Here is a 17,135-nt window from a genome sequence, read left to right on the forward strand (position 1 = left end):
AACAACAAAAACGGATGCTTTCAACTTAGTTATTTTCTTTTCAATTTGTTTCGTTTATCGTTAAAAATAGCATGATGAAAGGAGAATGAACAGACAATGAAAGTAATCATTGGTTGTATTATCGTAATTATCGCTAGCTTAATAAGTATTTTCATTTGGACGTCACAAAAACGAGCAATTCCATGTCCTTTCTGGCTTCGGTGGTTCGTCGAAATTGAAAATCCGTTTACAAAAAATAACCGATCGTCGACCATTGTTGAACAACTGAACATTCAAGCAGGCATGACGGTAATGGATATCGGTTGTGGACCAGGCCGAGTAACAATCCCTCTTGCAGAAGCTGTGGGGTCTCATGGAAAAGTGATTGCAGTCGATATCCAAAGCAAGATGTTAGAACGTGCAAAAAAGAAAGCGTCAGCAAAAAACTTGCAAAATATTGAGTTTATCCGAATGAGCATAGATGAAGCAAACTTTAAACCAAATGAAGCAGATCGGATAGCGTTAGTGAACGTCCTCGGCGAAATCCCGAATAAACAATCTGCATTACACGAAATCTATCAAGCTTTGAAACCTGGCGGCATATTATGTGTAACGGAAGTTATTCTCGATCCACAATTTCAGAAGCGAGAAACAGTTTTGAAATTAGCAAGTAAAGCCGGCTTTCGAGAAAAACAATTTTTCGGAAGCAAATTTGCGTTTTCATTATGTTTAGAAAAACCTGTATAAGGAACGATTGCAAATGAGTTGGATGATTCGTGAAATGCTTAAACAAGATTGCAAACAAGTTCAAGCATTGGTGATAAAAAGCTGGCATGCGACATATAAAGGGATAATCCCTATTGCGGTAAAAAATAAGTTTCTAGATCGAGCTTATCATCCTATCATGCTTGAGAAAAGGCGTACTCAATCGTTATTTTTGTCGCCATTAGCAACGTATCGACGATTGTCGGATTTGCAAATTTTTCTCATGTGAAAAAAGATAAAAGTGCTGAATTATATGCGATTATGTTGACGATGCATACCAAGGAAATGGGATAGGCACTGCCCTGTTAAAGGAAGGGTTTACGCGTTAAAAAGGCATACGCGAAATCGTTGTAAACGTTGAGCGAGACAACAAATTGGTCAAAGATTTTATAAAAAAAGGTTTAAAGTGATTAAAGAGTTTGAAGAAAATTTCGAAGGATATCGATTAAAATCAATCCAGATGGCTCTAAAAATAAAATAATAAAAAACGAGTGCTTTCATTATGTTTATAACTATAAAGAGCTCGCCTCAAAAAGACGAGCTCATAACTTACTCAATTTTTAAAGCAATTTTGCCAAATTGATCTGCATCATCAAGACGTTGCAGTGCATCAAGAGCATCCGTAAGAAGAAACACTTTATCAATCACTGGTTTTATTTTATGTTTATTAATAAATTCAAGCATTTCGAGAAATTCTTCACTGCTTCCCATCGTTGATCCTAATAGATTGTATTGCCCGTAAAAAAAGGAGCGAAGATCAAGAGTTATTTCATCGCCAGCAGACGCTCCGAAGACGACGATCGTTCCGCCTAGCTTTACTTGTTTTAATGATTTATGAAAAGTCGCACGACCGACGCTGTCAATAACGATATCTGCTTTTTCCCCATTCATTTGGTCATCCCAGTCGCCATTCGAATCAATCGCAGCATCAGCACCAAGTTTTAATGCCCGCTTACGTTTGGTCTCACTTCGAGACGTCACCGTTACACTTGCACCTGCTGCCTTCGCCATTAGCAAAAGAAATGTAGCTACGCCGCTTCCGATACCTGGCAAAAGCAAATGCTGACCAGCTTCAAGTTTACCTCTCGTAAATAACGCACGATACGCCGTTAATGCCGCTAGTGGCAACACGCCCGCTTCTTCCCATCTAAGTGATTCTGGCTTTTTCACGGCATTTTTGGCAGGAATAACTATCGACTCCGCAAATGTTCCATGATCAGGAAAACCGACGATTTCAAATTCTTTTGGTGGTGCCGGACTATTTTTTTCCCAACCTAAACTTGGAATAATGATGACTTCATCACCAACTTGTACATTCGTTACACCTTCCCCGATCTGCTCGACGACACCTGCGCCATCTGACCCGAGAATGACGGGTGGATCATGTTCGCCATGTCGAAATGGAATAAATAAGTCACGATGGTTCAATCCGGCGACTTTCAAACGAACCTTCACTTCAAATACTGACGGTGTTGATTCTTCGAAATCAGCAACTTGGACACCAGCAAGACCTTTCATTCCTTTATGTATGACCGCTTTCATATGTACTCCTCCAATCCTTCATATTACTCTTATTTAAGCATATTCAGTTCTTTAAGAAAAAACTTACGTTTTATAAAACATTCTTAACTGAAGCGGCTTATATATAATGATCACTTGGTGTCACATGAGCATATAGAAAAAACCTGGCTTACCACTATCCAGGTTTTTTCCGTGTCAATTCGAATTCTCTCATTTTTTGCGGCAACTCTGTAATGCTATCATTTAATTTATCAAGCTTCTTTTCGATACGATGAAGCAAATATAATGTAATGATAGCTGGAAAGCCAACATCACTGATAAGAGAGAGCCAAGTTTCCACCTTTCGATCCTCCTTGTAAAAAAGGGGCATCTACGCCCCTTTACTTTACGTTAATCCAATTGAATTTCAGTTACTGTACGTTCAACGATGCGCGCCCCTTTTTTACTTACTAAGTTTCCACCGCTTGACGTAAACGCATTTTCTGAAAGGACTGTATCCATCGCAGCATTAACATCTTCAGGGTTGACAGGTTCAACGGGGTCCTCAAGCGAAATCGTTACTGTTCGATTTTCCTCATTCAGAAATTGCATTTCAATTTGTTTCGCCATGTTCACACTCCTCCTCTCCTTAATTGATCAATGTTCAAACAAGTCCTTATTCTTCAGCTAACGTTGACAAATCATTTCGAACGACTTCATACAGGCTGTGCTCTTGTAGCGTGGCAAAAGCCGTAGCAATGGCAAATAAGTTGTCTGCTGTTGCTATTGGCTTTACGTTGTTAAAGATTTTGTTGCGAAAAATAGGATTGCCATCATCATCTGAACCGATGATTAAAACGAGACGAAGCTGAGAACTTTTTACTTCTTGAGTTGCCATCTTCCCACCTCCCTTCACCGTATATATAGGGTTAAATGATGAAAAAAGGGTCTAGTATGTAAACATTTCATCGTATCCTAAATGTTAATACTTTTTAGGAGTCATTGATTCATTATGATGTATTATGATAATGGGATAGGCGGTATAGTATGGTTGCTATCATGCAATTCGAATTCCTTTATATCGGTTTTATTTTTTACAATCGTATTTGTGAAGAAGAATTCTCTCGATCTTAAATGCAAACATTGAGCTTTATTCTTCCTATCAAGCTCAATGTTGGATTCCTTTTATTCTTTTAAAAATAAATGTCATTTCATCTATCTTTGTGATACTATTTAAAAAAGGGTTAGAAAATTTTAAAAAATTAAATGATTCCTAATCCTCCTAAAAAATGTAAGCCCTTACATTGTTGTTTTTTCAAATTTTGAAGCGAAGGGGGAGATGAAAGTGTCGGTAGTAAAAGTACCAAAACACACTCAAGAAAAAGCAAGACATGAACTTGAAAAACCATCAAAAAAAGAAATATGGGGCTACGGAGTGGGTAGTTTAGGACTTAATTCATCTTTTACTTTAACGAGTTCCTTCTTAACGTACTATTACACCGATTCTGCAGGGATTACTGCAGGCGCAGTTGGAACACTCATGCTCATTGCTAGACTTTTTGATGGTATTACTGATTTAGGAATGGGTACGGTCGTGGACAAAACAAAAACAAAATACGGGAAAGCCCGTCCATGGATTTTATGGATGTCACTACCCCTTGGGTTAGCCATTTTGTCATTATTTACTGTTCCTGATATTAGTAATTCAGGTAAGCTTATGTACGCTTATGTTACATATTTAGCTTTTATCTTGTTATATACGATGGTTGCCATTCCTTATAAAACACTTTTAGCGCTAATGACGCAAGAACAACATAGTCGCTCGTTAAGCAATCTGAACTCGGCGATTTGGTTTATGTTTGGAACGCTCATCGTCATGACATTAACACAACCAGTTGCCGCGAACTTCGGTTGGACTACGTTAGCGAATGCCTATGCCATCGTCACTGTTATTCCTTTGCTTATCACATTTCGAACCGTAAAAGAACGAATTACTTCCCCGCTCGGAGAAGAAAATAATATCCCGTTAAAACGAGGTTTACTTGCTTTAGCAAAAAACCAATATTGGTTTTTAATCACAATCGTTTCTGTATTATTTTATATTATTCTTTCCCTCGTTCAAGGCGGAGGACTTTATTATGCACGTTGGGTATTAGGAAATGAAGACTTATTTCCATTTATCGGCCTCGCTTTAACTGGTCCTATGGTTCTAGGTTTGTTCTTTATGGGACCTCTTGTGAAACGATTTGGAAAGAAAAACGTCATGATCTTTGGATGGTTTGTTGCACTTATTGGTCAATGCATTAAAATGATAGACATGTATGATTTACCAACATTTCTAATTGGATCTTCACTAGCAGGTTTAGGAGCAATGCCAAGTCTCGGGCTTATGGTAGCAATGCTTAACGACACAGTTGAATATGGTGAATATAAGACAGGTGTCCGAACTGAAGGATTGTTAAATAGCGGAGCTAGTTTCGGAGGAAAAGTTGGTACAGGATTAGGCTTAGCAATTATTGGGTGGCTATTAAGCTATGGAGGATATGTCGGGCAAGCATCAGAACAAAATGAATTAGCTATTACTATGATTAAATATATTAATATCCATCTTCCTATCGTGTTTGGTCTATCTTTAGTCACGTTACTCTTTTTCTTTAAAGTAGAAAAAATGTATCCTGAAATCATAGCTGAGCTACAAAGACGAAAAAATGGAATAAAATAAAACATTCGATGCCTCCTTAATAGGAGGTGTCCTATTTATAACTTTATAATTTGCTCCAATCATTTCCTTGGAAATAGTTCCGAAGCCTTTTTATGTAATCGATAGTTTGTTACACTTAATACACTATGAAAGGAGGTCATATGATGGCAAAGGAAAGTTCGTTCGACATTGTATCAAAAGTAGACTTAACAGAAGTAACGAATGCGATACATATAGCCGAAAAAGAAATCGCAAATCGATATGATTTTAGAGGAAGTAAAAGCAATCTTACTCTTGAAGACGATAAAATTATCATCGTTTCTGATGATGAATTTAAATTAAAACAACTAAAAGATGTTCTACTTAGCAAACTAATACGTCGCAACGTACCGATTAAAAACTTGGAATATAGTAAAGTCGAACCCGCTTCAGGTGGAACAGTGAGACAACGAGCAAAAATCGTCCAAGGTATTGATAAAGAAAATGCTAAAAAGTTAAATAAAATGATTAAAGACACAAAGTTAAAAGTAAAAACACAAATCCAAGACGACCAGCTTCGTGTCACTGGAAGAAGCAAAGATGATTTACAAAAAGTCATCGCAATTGTTCGTGAGGTTGACTTACCTATTGACGTTCAATTTATTAATTACCGTTAGCGAAAACCTCGCTCAATCAGCGAGCTTTTCACGAGTCAAAAGCTTTTTTAAAAGCATCTGTTGCATCTTAATCGATGAAATGTCTCATTGTCATAAATCCGTGAATCATTACTAGCATAATTAACATATTCAACGTCTACTCACGCTACCGTTAACTTATCAATATACGCTTTTCCATCGTCGTGAAGCGGATCGTATTCTGCAGTCATGATTAAAAGCTGGTGGTAAACCTTTTGTCTCTTTGTACAAATACGGACTGAGATACAGATGCTTTGCATCCTCTGGAGTTTTTAAATAATGTTTTCCAAACTATGCCATTAAATCTTTCGTTAAAAAATATCCTTCGCCATTTTCTTCATAAGATGTAGTCGGACCGACTCCAGTTAAAGGATAGATAAGCAGTTGAAAAACAATGTGAGGTGCTCGTTTTTATGCAATTCAGCCGCTAGATTACCTCCCGCACTATCTCCACCGACAGTTCTCATCGTTTCCGCCAAGCGCTTCCACATTTTTGGTAACCCATTCAAATGCTTCCAAAGCATCTTCAACAGCAAACGGGAACCTACGTTCCAGCGTAAGGCGATAATCAGCGGAAACAACGATGCATTCCAACTCCATTCGGAAGTGTACGACAAACGTTATCGTGAGAATATCTAGATTTCCAATGCCCCAGCCACCAACATGATAAAACACGAGCATCGTCAGCTTCTCATCCTTATTCAAGTCAGAATGTCCTCATGCGGACCCGGAATTTGGCGTTCTTCGACGGTCCAACTTCCTCGAGATAACTCAATGAACGCATTGCGCTGTATGCCGCACGCCCAGCTGACAGGAACTAACTGATCATATGTCATATTAGCCCCCTCAGATGTTCTTAAAATTGGAAGAGGACGCATTCGCATGCGTCCTGATATCTTTAATATAAAATTTAAATAAAATCCCCTATTTTAACGTTACCTTTTAGAAGGTTACGTGAAATAATCATGCGCTGAATTTCGTCAGTCCCATCATAAATTCTCCAGAGGCGTGCTTCACGATACCATTTTTCGAATGGGAATTCTTTCGTGTACCCCATACCTCCATGAATTTGAAGGACGCGGTCAATGACACGGTTACCCATGTTTGCACCATAAAGCTTAGCCATTGAAGCAAGATGACGGTTATCTTCTCCGCGATCAAGTGTGTGAGCTGCGTTTAACACAAGCCATTTTGCCGCCTCAATTTCTACAGCCGAGTCTGCAATCATCCATTGGATTGCTTGACGATCAGCAATTGGCTTTCCAAAAGTTTCCCGCTCTTTTGAATAGTCAATTGCCATTTGAAGCGCACGCTCAGCCATACCAACAGCACGAGCACCTACAATCCAACGGGCATTACCGATCCACTCAAGACCAAGTTTATATCCACCGTTTACTTCACCAAGAATGTTCTCATGTGGGACACGAACATTATCAAAGAATAGTGATGCAGGGCCCCAGTCACCCATCGTATGAATATACTCTGAAGTCCATCCCATATCACGGTCAACGAGGAAGCAAGTCACTCCTTTAGGACCGAGTTCTTTATCGGTTACAGCAATCACCATAACAAAGTCTGCTTCATTACCACCAGTAATAAACGTTTTCTCACCGTTAAGAATCCACTCGTCACCGTCTCTTACTGCTGTCATTTTAATATTGCGAGTGTCAGAACCAGCGCCTGGCTCAGTCATCGCAAAACAAGATTTCTTCTCACCGTTAATTGTTGGGATTAAGTATTTTTCTTTTTGCTCTTCATTTGCATAATAAAGAATATTATCTGCTGTTCCACCGAATTGGAAAGGTACGAACGTTTTCGCAGTTTCCATAAGTACGAGAGCCATCATTACTTGGCCTAAGTCAGCTCCGCCATATTCAGCAGGCGTATTAATTCCCCAGAAACCAGCCTCTTTCGCCTTTAATTGAAGTTCTTTTAGCTTTTCTGGAGGAAGACTTGGCTTCCCTTCAATATCATTTCTTAACACTTCATTTTCTAATGGCATGAGTTCCTTTTCTACGAATTGACGTATTGTCTTTTGGACCATCCGCTGCTCATCAGTTAAACGTAAATCCATGGTTCTTTTCCCCCTTTGTTTTGGTAAGTATTTCGATGCTCTACTTACCGGTCAGTATGTTTTTGGACGAAAGGTCGTCACTTTGAATTTTCAAAATAAATTATATAGGGATTTTTTTGGCTTGTCAATGTGAAAAACATCCAAAAAATTCTGTTATAATCTATAAATTCCATACAATAACGCTCCACCAAATGCAAGTAAAGCCCAAAATACATAGATCCAAAATACTTTACCAATTGCATTTCCGGATTGTTCGCTTTTTGAAACTTGTGCTTGGCGACTTGCTTTAAATAATGAAAAAATTAAACCAAAAAGTAAGAGACCAATGACTAGTGTAATTAAAATCGGATACATAATTTCAACCACCTATCACATATAATCTTTTCCTAATTCTTGGATGACATGATTTTGATCGATATGCTGTTTCGCTTCTTCGTTTCCTAACTCATAAATCATGCGATAAATTTCCTGCAATGTATGATCGTAATTTTTTAAATCATGTTCTTCTTTTGGGCCTTCTATTGGATGTAACGCTACATAAGCAACATCGAAGTTTTGTCGATTCGCTCTGTCAAACAAATCACGGAGACGTGTAATTTCTTCATCTGAAGCTTCTATTTCATATTCCCATTGTGTCGTTTCTGGTTGTTGAGTAATTTGCCCTGAAGCAACTCCGACGTAATATTTTTTCTTTTTCATTATCATTCACTCCCTCGTTCAACATTTAGCATTCCCCAAGCTAATGAAAAGTTATGCTAGCTTTTAAACAAAACGATGACATAGCAATTCCTTCATCTATTTAAACAGAAGAAAGCACACGCTATGACGTGTGCTTTCAACCTTTAAGATTTATTCAATTGCTTTTCGACGTCTTAAGAATAAGATACCACCAACTGTTGTGAGAAGTGCACCGAAAAGAAGCAAAGTTGGAAGGTGTGTTGCTGTTTTAGGAAGTTTTCCACCCGCACCTTTCTTACCATTGTTGTTATGATCTCCTTTTTTATTTACACTATCGCCGTTATTTTGATTATGATTACTGTCTCCTTTAGAACCACTGTCTCCAGGAGGTCCCGCTGGTCCCGTCGGTCCTTCTAAATTCGCGATTTTTTTCCATCCATCAGCAGTTTTCTCATAGACGTCACCATTTTCGTTATTTAAATATAAATCACCGATGTTGCCGAGCGTAGTATTTGGTTTACCATCGCCCGTATACCACTTTGTTCCAGGTTCTCCTGGTGCACCATCTGCACCTTTCAAATTTCCAATTTTATTCCAAGAATTCGAATCTCGTTTATATAGATCACCTGTAATAAGGTCAAGGTAAGAATCTCCATTATTTCCAAGTTCATCGCTTGGTTCACCTTCACCCGTATACCAAAATCCGTATGCTTCAACAACATTTACTGTTCGTTCCGCAGTTGCTACGTTCCCAGCACTGTCACTTACAGTATAGGTAACGGTATACGTGCCTACTGTTGACGTATCAACTTCACCAGAAATTTCAATTTGGTCTGTAAGGTTACCATCAACATTATCTTCAGCAGTAGCTTTAAATTCCTCATACGGATCGCCTTGCTTAACTTCCATTGGGTTATTACCGTTTATCGTGATGACTGGAGCTTCATCATCAATCGTAATGGATACGAAATGCAAATCTTGTCCCTCTAAAGGATGACATTCCGAGACAGATTCTAACAATGGCTCTGCATCGGAATCTTCAGAGTTATAAACAAACAATTTTGTGTTAATTTGGTTCGCATAAATTTTAATTTCATCATTTTCGGCTTCAGCTACAAAAGGACCTAACTCACCTGGACCATCAGCAGGAACAGTTGTTGTAAATCCACCTTCAGCAGGAATATCTGTCCGATTAATAGGTGTCCATTGTCTATCATCTAAATCTAAATCCGTTGGGGTAAACGTTCCATTTACAACATTCGGGGTAAAAAGAGATTCTCCTTCAACATAGATCGCACCTAATAAACGTAATAAATCGGCTAAGCCAGGATCTGGTGCTGAAGACGTTTGCGTTTGAATATAAAACTCTTCACCAGACTTGACAGATTGAGGTGCTTTGAAATTAAGAGTTAATTCCATATCAAATGGAATTAATGCATCACAGTGATAATCAATCATAACTTGTCCAGATTGTTCTGCAGCACTTGCTTCATTTGAATTAAATAAGAAAACAAAAATCATTGGGATAGCAAGTAACGCAAAAGCTACCTTTTTAAATAATTTTGTCATTTTGGTTGTCCCCTCCAATTTTATCGCTTCCTTCAACTGTGATAACTGTGTGTCCTAATCCAAACATAGAAAAAGAACACCTTTATCGACGTTTTATTTAAAATATTCGGAATTTTTTAATCACCCCGTTTTTCCTTTTTAGTTTTGTCTACTTGAGTAGACCTTAAATACTATGTTAAAGATTTATTCCCATTTTAAAAACCCGTCAATGTTAGGGTTATGTAAAAAGAACCTCTACATTTGTCGGGTTTTTTTCAAAGAGTAGCGCTATAGTATAAACTGTTCAAAAATTCATATTTTCAACTTTTTTAAACAGTCTTATAACATCATTTACAACATTTTTTTTGCAACTTTCGTAAACTCTCGATATCCTTTACGAGTTAAACTTCCATCATTGTCGATATGTGCATTTTCTTCTAAAAAATCTACCGTTGCTTTTGGTAAATTGCTACTTAACATTTTAAAACGTTCATTTATTTCAACGAATGATCCTTCATTAACCAACTTAGGCCCAAGTTGGTCTATAATCTCTCTCACTAATTTTGTTTTTTCTAATACAAACATTTCGGAAAACGATTGATTAATCTTCTTTCTTAAATGATTTAAGTTTGAGCGGATATTGAATAGGTCGTTATCAACTTTTTCAAGCTGAGAAATATACACCTTTTTCTCCTCTTCGTCTAGGCCTGCACGTTGAATTAAACGTTCAAGCAATTCTTCACGTTCTTCTTCTTTTAGTTTTAATGTTCTTTCCTCAAACTCGATTTGGATCGTTGGATCAAGTTCCTCAGATTGTACTCGTTTTTTTGATTTTTCCTCTTTATAAACCTCTTGTATATGGTGCTTGTCTACTTTTGATTGAAGGAGTTCTCTAACTTCATTTAAGAGCACATTTATTTTCAAATAATAAAAAAGCGACATGCTAATAGAAAATAATGCAAGTAAAAAAGTAATAAGAACTGAAAAATCAATTTTAAAAGGAGTCACAGCAATTTTCCATAAAAGCAAGATTGTAAAAAGACTCACGATAATCCAAATTAACATTTCATTTCGATTGATCTTTTTGCCATTCATTTCTTTCCCCCTCGCCTTGAGATTGTTTTCTTTTATTTTACTACATTCATTCGCTCACATTTATTCAGATGGTGGTGGTAATTGAACTTCTACATCGGGAGTAAGCTCTGATAATTGTACACCGGGCTCAACAAAACCACCAGTATTATATAAATTTGATAACGGTTTAATCATACCTGAACTCCCAACTTGCAGAACGGACGAGTTTGTAATTCCTTGTACCCGCAATTCATAAATAATAATCTTTTGATTAACAAATAAATTCATGGGCGCTCACCCTATTCGTTTACTTATCCTTCTTGTTTAGGCAAATGTTTAATAAATTCCTCAATCGCTTTATGTATATCGTTACGAACTTTTTCAATAACGACTTTTTCTTTTTCCGGATGTTTAGGATCTTTTCTCTCAAGATTGTTAATGTACATCGTGATACGTTTGTCAATTTGACGTTTTATATCTTCGATAATAAACCTTCGATACGGATCGTCTAACCGATAATTATATTTTTCTTCTACTTCTTTCACATTTTCGAAAACATCATCTTGTAAATATGCGAATATTTGTTGTTGAACGCGGCTAAATAATTCTTGATTCACTTCATTTACATCTTTATCTTCATTTCCTCCAACAACATATTGTTCAATCGCCTCACGATCTTGAGGAGTTAATCCAATATTTAACGTTCCCTCTAGCCGCTCAACTTTTAATTGATCAAATTTATATTCGATTCGATCAATATACATTTGCTTTTCATTACGTATGTCATTCAATTCTACTTCAAGGTCTGTTAAACGCTCATTTAAATTTTCTAGGTTGCGTTGAATGAATTGCAACTGTTTGTAAATTTTCTGAATGACATACGGATCAAACGGATACATATTATCAACCTCCCCCTAATACTTATGCTTGGGAGGGCAAATAGACAACTAAAAATTTATTTAGCTAGTCCGCGACAAAATTGATATGTGTTTTTGTCTTCGTACGTAATCCATCACCAACATTGTAAGATCCCGCCCCGGCAAATACACTAGCTTCACTTTCCGGTGACGTCCAAAACACATCTCCTACTTGAAACATTCCTGATAATGAAATCGCATTTATTTTTACGAAACCGACGATTGCTGGCAATTTCTTTCATCACCCTTTTCGTTTTCTTTACGTTGTTCCAGTCTGACCGGTATCAAGTACATCTGGATCCGTCGTATTTGTCGCACTTACCCCGCTCGTTGTATTTAAGAAGTCCCCTGTATTAAAAGAACCTGAACCGGCGTAAGTTTTCGATGTCGCCTTTGGCGAATTATAAAAAGAGTCTCCAAAATTAACGACAGAACTTCCTCCAACTTCAACAATTTTGACTGGTCCGACAATTGATGGCATTTGTCACACCCTTTACTTTCATCACTAAACTATCGTATGTCTTGTCTGTTATTGTTGTTCTAGTTTTATAGTCAGATAATGTTCATTTACGGCGCACATGCTTAATTCTCGCTTCAGCATGAATATAATTGCTTGAACCAATTTGAAAAACAGATGAATTTCCTAAAGAATTAATTTTTACATGACCGACATGAATAAAGGAAGAATCATGAAATGTATCTATAATTATTGGGTGGCTTACGACTGGCTGCGGAATAGGTTCGTAAAAAATAGGTGCATTAAAAACAAATGGTTCGTCGATAAAATAGGGAGAAAGCTGACTAACTGCGTATCCCCTTGATTTCGGTGTATAGGCGAATGAATCGCCAATTTGAAAAACAGATGAACTTTGTACTTCGTTTACTTTTACTGTTAATACAGTCGATGTACGTTTTGTCATTCTTCACACCCTATCGATTCGTAAATGCAACCTGTGCTCCAACAATATATGATTCTGGTGGTGTATCAAAAACAGAACCTAATGTAATCATGTCTGCATCACCAATTAGAACGAGTGAGGAACTCGCTACTCCTAAAATTCTAATGTTACCGACCGCTAGCCCTCGATTTACAACATAATATCTCATCTGAATCCCCTCACTTTATGACTATTTTATGCAGGCAACTGCCTACTTGTGCTTCAAATATGAAAAACACGTCAACCTATGAACGTGTTTTTCAATTCAACTGCTATTTATTTCGTTTTATCTTGGCACCATTTATCTTTAGTTTTTTTCATTTTCTCTGTATGTTCTTCAATTAACTCGATATGCTTATCTTTTTGCTCTTCTGATATCATTCCATAATCTTCGACCGTTTCAAAGATCTCCTTTTTATGCTCGTAAAGTTCATCGAATAGTTTATCGAGCTTCTTCTTTTGCTTTTTCGTCAATGTTACATTTTCCACACACTTATAATTTTTCAGATGATGCTTATCTTTCGCTTCTATCGGTGTTGCTTGGTATAACATTGTAAAGATGAGAGGAACGATAATTAATACTTGACGTGCTTTTCGCATAATGCTACCTTTCCTTTCACTTTTTACCGATATCATTCCTCTCCTCGATTTTTTTATACAATGGATTTTCCTGTATAAATACCATTGCTTGAACATATTGATTCGCAAGCCAATAATGATGATTCCAACCTTGAAATCGAAACCCTAATCGCTCAACTAATCGTATCGCTTGTTTATTTTCTGGCAGAGTTGCTGCATAAACGTAAGTAAGCTTTAACTTCTCAAAAGCAAATTGAACGATTTTTTGAAGAGCTTCACGACCAAACTTTCGGTTCCAGTATTGTTCAGCAATAACAAGACCTACTTCAGCGTGTTGTCTTCCATACCAATTTTTTATTCCACCTGTTCCAACGAAATCTCCTGTTTTCCTTTCAATAAATGCCCATGTAATACCCACTTTATTTTCATAAACCAAAGAGTTGCCAATCGTGTAAATATATTCGTCAGCTTGTTTCTTGTCTCGCAAAACAAAGCCGCCATCATATTTCATTACATTTGGGTTTGAAAATAACAAATAAATATCATCAACATCTCCTGGATGCAATTGGCGGAGCCATAATCGTTCTGTTTGTAACATCGGTATTTGTACTTGCCTATTCATATAAACACCCCTCCGATGTACTATATGAACACGAACGGTTAACAGGGTAGGCGATTGACGATCACTTGCACAAGTAAAGAAGATGCGACATACTGTTAAAAGACACAACACTGTGAAAATATAGAGAGTTAGGGAGATACAACATGATTCATCTAAAATCAACACGAGAAATTAAACAAATGAAAGAAGCAGGAAAGCTACTTGCTGAATGTCATAAACAAATTGCAAACATGATTAAGCCTGGTGTGACCACGATGGAAATTGATACTTTTGTCGAACGGTTTTTGAAAAAAAACGGAGCAACGCCTGAACAAAAAGGCTATAGAGGGTATCAATATGCAACATGCGCATCCATTAATGATGAAATTTGCCATGGTTTTCCACGTAAACAACCTTTAAAAAGTGGTGATATCGTTACGATTGATATGGTCGTAAATTTAAATGGTGCATTAGCGGATTCTGCTTGGACTTACGCTGTTGGAGAAATAACGAAAGAAATTGAGCATCTGCTCTCCGTTACTAAAAAGGCCCTTTATATTGGGATTGAACACGCTGTCGTCGGAAACCGAGTCGGTGATATCGGTCATGCCATTCAGACGTATGCAGAAAGTGAAGGAGTCTCTGTCGTACGTGACTTTACAGGGCATGGGATTGGTCCGTCGATCCATGAAGAACCACTCATCCCCCATTTCGGAAAGGCCGGTAAAGGACTTCGCCTCAAAGAAGGTATGGTGATTACGATTGAACCGATGTTGAATCTTGGTACGTACTTTAGTCAAATGGATAATAACGGTTGGACAGCCCGAACTGTCGATGGGAAGGTTTCCGCTCAGTATGAGCATACGGTTGCAATTACGAAAGACGGACCGTTAATATTAACAAATCAAGATGAGTAAAGAAAAAGGATAGATGTGCATATCTGTTCAAGGCATCTCAGTGCCCACATCTATCCTAAGGCTATGCAGAAGAGTTCTATTGTCCTCTCTCTACTTTAATATTCGTCTGCTAAATTCTGTTCCAAATCAATCTTTTTCAGAGCATAGCAATGAAACGAACTGTAAAACAATCACCATACCGTAATGCGTATATCATTTCTAGCCGTTCAATCGAAAGAGCTAGTACGGTGTTTTTTATCGTTTTAATATCTACTCAGTAATAAGAATTTTTTTAATTGGACCACTATCAGGTCTAAATCCAAGTCCAACCAAGGAATAAAGAGCAAACGGGATTTTGAAAAACAACGCTCCATCGAGACAGCCAAAATAATCTTCTTTTACCTTTTAATGTGAAAATCTCATTTATGAATTTGAAATCGGTTTAAAAGAATTTGCGATCGCAATAAATTCATCTAAAGGTAATGGTTCTTGTCCTTCATTTACTTTGTTGCTCGTATAATAAACGAGGCGATAATTGACAGTGTCTTCAGTCCAAAATAACATTTGCCCGATTTCATCTTCTGCATAAATCGCCTCTGTTCCATTGTCTAACATGACAGTCTCACCTGTTTCATTCGTCTGCTCAAGATTTGATACTATCACATCAATATATCGACCTTCACGATATGTTTTAATGTATCTGACTTGTATATCTTCAATCTGTTCTCCTTCCTCATATAATTCCTTATAATCATCAAGAGTAATCATTACGTCAACTGGATCAAATGGTAATTTTTCTGGAAGTTTTACCGAAAGCGTTGATTGTTCTGCCAATTGCTCGATTGTCAAATTTTCGTGCGTTACAGGAATTTCTGTTTCGTTTTCATCTGTTTTCGATTGACAACTTATAAGGAAAAAAGTGAGAAAACATAGCAATCCTATTAATAATGTTTTTTTCATAAACATTCTCCTCGTATATTATGTTTAGGCTTCATTATTTTCGCCTATTCCTCCTTACTTATTTACCTGAGTTTATGTCAATTTCCTTGGACGCTCTGTGATGTTCCTAGATAATGATCTTAGGATCATTTAGAACAATTCTTATTCTCCTTGCGGGTTTAACTGCTTAAATTAGACTGTTTCCGAGTGTGCGATTCGATCTTCATACACGCAGGCTGTACCCCTTGATGTTCGAACCTAAATGTAGTAGCTCTAGGGCGGCTTTCGATGCAAGGTGAGTACTCATACACGAGGCTGCTCATCGACGTTCACACTAGGAATATTTCAGAGCGTCCATGATTCTAAATCGAAAGGAGAGTGTTAATCCCATAAAATTATTTGTTGGTTTAGATGTTAGCTCTTATGAGATCAAGGTTTGTTTTTTTAAACGGTGAAGGGGATGAATTACAATCCTTCACAGTGACGAATGACTTACCAAGTGCTATGGAGTTAAGAGATGAGATTCTGAATGCGACCAAAAATAAGTCTGTAAGTGTGTTACGTATCGGTCTTGAGTCAACGAGTGTCTGCAGTTTTCATCCATCGATGTTTTTACACAATGACGAGTCCATTCGTGCTCTTTATGGACAAGTTTTGGTCATGAATCCCAAGCAGATCGCCAATTTCAAAAAGAGCTATAGCGATATGGATAAAACCGACGAGATTGATGCATTCGTCATTGCAGATTATCTTCGGTTTGGCCGATTACCGATGTCTGTTGTGAAGGAAGAGCAGTATGTTGCCCTTCAAAAATTAACACGGGCACGGTACCAAATTATTCGGCAAATACTCAAAAAAAACAACGGTTCCTCCAATATTTAAATTATAAGTGTAATACGTTTACAGAAGAAATTGAGTCGTCTGTATTCGGTAAAGCGATGATGGATCTTTTTCTTGAAAACTATAGTTTAGACGAATTATCTCATATGCCTTTAGAAGATTTAGCTAATTACCTGAAAGCTAAAGGTAAAAATAGATTTCCTGACCCAAAGTATGTGCCAAATCGATTCAAAAAGTTGTAAATATATGAAGTGAAAATCACTTCTAAATCCTTTTGTTAACTTCCAGTAATTTACATATAATTGCTAGTCTTAGTTTAATGTTGCTTTTTTAAAATAAATGTACCTTGATAATCGATGACGTAAAATATTTTGTGTAAAGGTCTTTTCAATAAAAAATAGGTAGGGTATCCTCGGAATTGTCGGATTCCAT

24 protein-coding genes and 1 pseudogene are annotated in these 17,135 nt (G+C 37.2%); 6 read left to right on the plus strand and 19 right to left on the minus strand.

Annotation, left to right across the window (positions count from 1 at the left end):
• Positions 1-96 precede the first annotated feature (96 nt).
• Both ABU914_RS04600 and ABU914_RS04605 read left to right on the plus strand, forming a co-directional pair.
• Entirely contained in the window at positions 97-726 is a 630-nt protein-coding gene (locus ABU914_RS04600; protein ID WP_379668574.1) for a class I SAM-dependent methyltransferase, read from the plus strand.
• A 13-nt stretch (positions 727-739) separates the two neighbouring features.
• Entirely contained in the window at positions 740-973 is a 234-nt protein-coding gene (locus tag ABU914_RS04605) for a hypothetical protein (RefSeq protein ID WP_379668575.1), read from the plus strand.
• A gap of 320 nt (positions 974-1,293) precedes the next feature.
• Here ABU914_RS04605 and ABU914_RS04610 read toward each other — a convergent pair whose 3' ends face one another.
• The 4 genes from ABU914_RS04610 to ABU914_RS04625 form a co-directional block, all read right to left on the minus strand.
• Positions 1,294-2,286 carry a zinc-binding dehydrogenase gene (locus ABU914_RS04610; RefSeq protein ID WP_379668576.1) on the minus strand — a complete coding sequence of 331 codons (993 nt, stop codon included), beginning with the start codon at positions 2,284-2,286 and terminating at the stop codon, positions 1,294-1,296.
• Positions 2,287-2,440: 154 nt separating this feature from the next.
• Complete coding sequence (locus tag ABU914_RS04615; RefSeq protein WP_379668577.1) at positions 2,441-2,605, minus strand: YvrJ family protein; 165 nt, start codon at positions 2,603-2,605, stop codon at positions 2,441-2,443.
• A 50-nt stretch (positions 2,606-2,655) separates the two neighbouring features.
• Positions 2,656-2,874 (minus strand): DUF2922 domain-containing protein, encoded by a 219-nt coding sequence (locus ABU914_RS04620; protein ID WP_379668578.1) that lies wholly within the window; start codon positions 2,872-2,874, stop codon positions 2,656-2,658.
• 46 nt (positions 2,875-2,920) lie between these two features.
• On the minus strand, positions 2,921-3,142 hold the full coding sequence (locus ABU914_RS04625; protein ID WP_379668579.1) for a DUF1659 domain-containing protein: 222 nt from the start codon (positions 3,140-3,142) through the stop codon (positions 2,921-2,923).
• 441 nt (positions 3,143-3,583) lie between these two features.
• On the opposite strand from ABU914_RS04625, the gene ABU914_RS04630 reads away from it, so the two are divergent.
• Both ABU914_RS04630 and ABU914_RS04635 read left to right on the plus strand, forming a co-directional pair.
• Positions 3,584-4,966 carry an MFS transporter gene (locus tag ABU914_RS04630; RefSeq protein WP_379668580.1) on the plus strand — a complete coding sequence of 461 codons (1,383 nt, stop codon included), beginning with the start codon at positions 3,584-3,586 and terminating at the stop codon, positions 4,964-4,966.
• Positions 4,967-5,109: 143 nt separating this feature from the next.
• Positions 5,110-5,601, plus strand: coding sequence for a YajQ family cyclic di-GMP-binding protein (locus tag ABU914_RS04635; protein ID WP_379668581.1), 492 nt, complete (start codon positions 5,110-5,112; stop codon positions 5,599-5,601).
• A gap of 462 nt (positions 5,602-6,063) precedes the next feature.
• Here the strand turns inward: ABU914_RS04635 and ABU914_RS04640 are convergent, their stop codons facing one another.
• The 14 genes from ABU914_RS04640 to ABU914_RS04705 form a co-directional block, all read right to left on the minus strand.
• Positions 6,064-6,324: an alpha/beta hydrolase fold domain-containing protein gene (locus ABU914_RS04640; RefSeq protein WP_379668582.1), complete on the minus strand. Its 261-nt coding sequence runs from the start codon at positions 6,322-6,324 to the stop codon at positions 6,064-6,066.
• A gap of 205 nt (positions 6,325-6,529) precedes the next feature.
• Positions 6,530-7,693 carry an acyl-CoA dehydrogenase family protein gene (locus ABU914_RS04645; protein WP_379668583.1) on the minus strand — a complete coding sequence of 388 codons (1,164 nt, stop codon included), beginning with the start codon at positions 7,691-7,693 and terminating at the stop codon, positions 6,530-6,532.
• A gap of 153 nt (positions 7,694-7,846) precedes the next feature.
• Complete coding sequence (locus ABU914_RS04650; protein ID WP_379668584.1) at positions 7,847-8,047, minus strand: hypothetical protein; 201 nt, start codon at positions 8,045-8,047, stop codon at positions 7,847-7,849.
• A gap of 15 nt (positions 8,048-8,062) precedes the next feature.
• Complete coding sequence (locus ABU914_RS04655) at positions 8,063-8,392, minus strand: hydrolase (RefSeq protein ID WP_379668585.1); 330 nt, start codon at positions 8,390-8,392, stop codon at positions 8,063-8,065.
• Positions 8,393-8,542: 150 nt separating this feature from the next.
• Positions 8,543-9,940, minus strand: a complete 1,398-nt coding sequence (locus tag ABU914_RS04660) for an immunoglobulin-like domain-containing protein (protein WP_379668586.1) — start codon at positions 9,938-9,940, stop codon at positions 8,543-8,545.
• Between the two features lie 330 nt (positions 9,941-10,270).
• A complete protein-coding gene (locus tag ABU914_RS04665; protein WP_379668587.1) occupies positions 10,271-11,014 on the minus strand; it encodes a hypothetical protein in 744 nt (247 codons plus the stop codon).
• 60 nt (positions 11,015-11,074) lie between these two features.
• Positions 11,075-11,281 carry a spore germination protein GerPB gene (locus ABU914_RS04670; RefSeq protein ID WP_379668588.1) on the minus strand — a complete coding sequence of 69 codons (207 nt, stop codon included), beginning with the start codon at positions 11,279-11,281 and terminating at the stop codon, positions 11,075-11,077.
• Between the two features lie 23 nt (positions 11,282-11,304).
• A complete protein-coding gene (gerPC, locus tag ABU914_RS04675) occupies positions 11,305-11,892 on the minus strand; it encodes a spore germination protein GerPC (RefSeq protein WP_379668589.1) in 588 nt (195 codons plus the stop codon).
• A 64-nt stretch (positions 11,893-11,956) separates the two neighbouring features.
• Entirely contained in the window at positions 11,957-12,142 is a 186-nt protein-coding gene (locus tag ABU914_RS04680; protein ID WP_379668590.1) for a spore germination protein, read from the minus strand.
• A 27-nt stretch (positions 12,143-12,169) separates the two neighbouring features.
• A complete protein-coding gene (locus ABU914_RS04685; protein WP_379668591.1) occupies positions 12,170-12,391 on the minus strand; it encodes a spore germination protein in 222 nt (73 codons plus the stop codon).
• Between the two features lie 82 nt (positions 12,392-12,473).
• Positions 12,474-12,830: a spore germination protein GerPE gene (locus ABU914_RS04690; protein ID WP_379668592.1), complete on the minus strand. Its 357-nt coding sequence runs from the start codon at positions 12,828-12,830 to the stop codon at positions 12,474-12,476.
• Positions 12,831-12,840: 10 nt separating this feature from the next.
• Complete coding sequence (locus ABU914_RS04695; RefSeq protein WP_379668593.1) at positions 12,841-13,017, minus strand: spore gernimation protein GerPD; 177 nt, start codon at positions 13,015-13,017, stop codon at positions 12,841-12,843.
• A gap of 107 nt (positions 13,018-13,124) precedes the next feature.
• Positions 13,125-13,448: a DUF2680 domain-containing protein gene (locus ABU914_RS04700; RefSeq protein WP_379668594.1), complete on the minus strand. Its 324-nt coding sequence runs from the start codon at positions 13,446-13,448 to the stop codon at positions 13,125-13,127.
• A 16-nt stretch (positions 13,449-13,464) separates the two neighbouring features.
• A complete protein-coding gene (locus ABU914_RS04705) occupies positions 13,465-14,049 on the minus strand; it encodes a GNAT family N-acetyltransferase (protein ID WP_379668595.1) in 585 nt (194 codons plus the stop codon).
• Between the two features lie 143 nt (positions 14,050-14,192).
• Between ABU914_RS04705 and map the strand changes: the two genes are divergently transcribed.
• The gene (map, locus tag ABU914_RS04710; RefSeq protein ID WP_379668596.1) at positions 14,193-14,945 is read left to right on the plus strand and encodes a type I methionyl aminopeptidase; all 753 of its coding nucleotides are present in this window, start codon (positions 14,193-14,195) and stop codon (positions 14,943-14,945) included.
• Positions 14,946-15,347: 402 nt separating this feature from the next.
• On the opposite strand, the gene ABU914_RS04715 is transcribed toward map, so the two are convergent.
• Positions 15,348-15,884: a hypothetical protein gene (locus ABU914_RS04715; RefSeq protein WP_379668597.1), complete on the minus strand. Its 537-nt coding sequence runs from the start codon at positions 15,882-15,884 to the stop codon at positions 15,348-15,350.
• Positions 15,885-16,252: 368 nt separating this feature from the next.
• Between ABU914_RS04715 and ABU914_RS04720 the strand changes: the two are divergent.
• Positions 16,253-16,939: pseudogene (locus ABU914_RS04720) on the plus strand (IS110 family transposase); the annotation flags it as partial.
• Between the last annotated feature and the right edge of the window lie 196 nt (positions 16,940-17,135).

Origin of the sequence: Pueribacillus sp. YX66, assembly GCF_041725775.1 — a bacterium.
In the GTDB taxonomy this organism is placed as follows: Bacteria; Bacillota; Bacilli; order Bacillales; family UBA6769; genus Pueribacillus.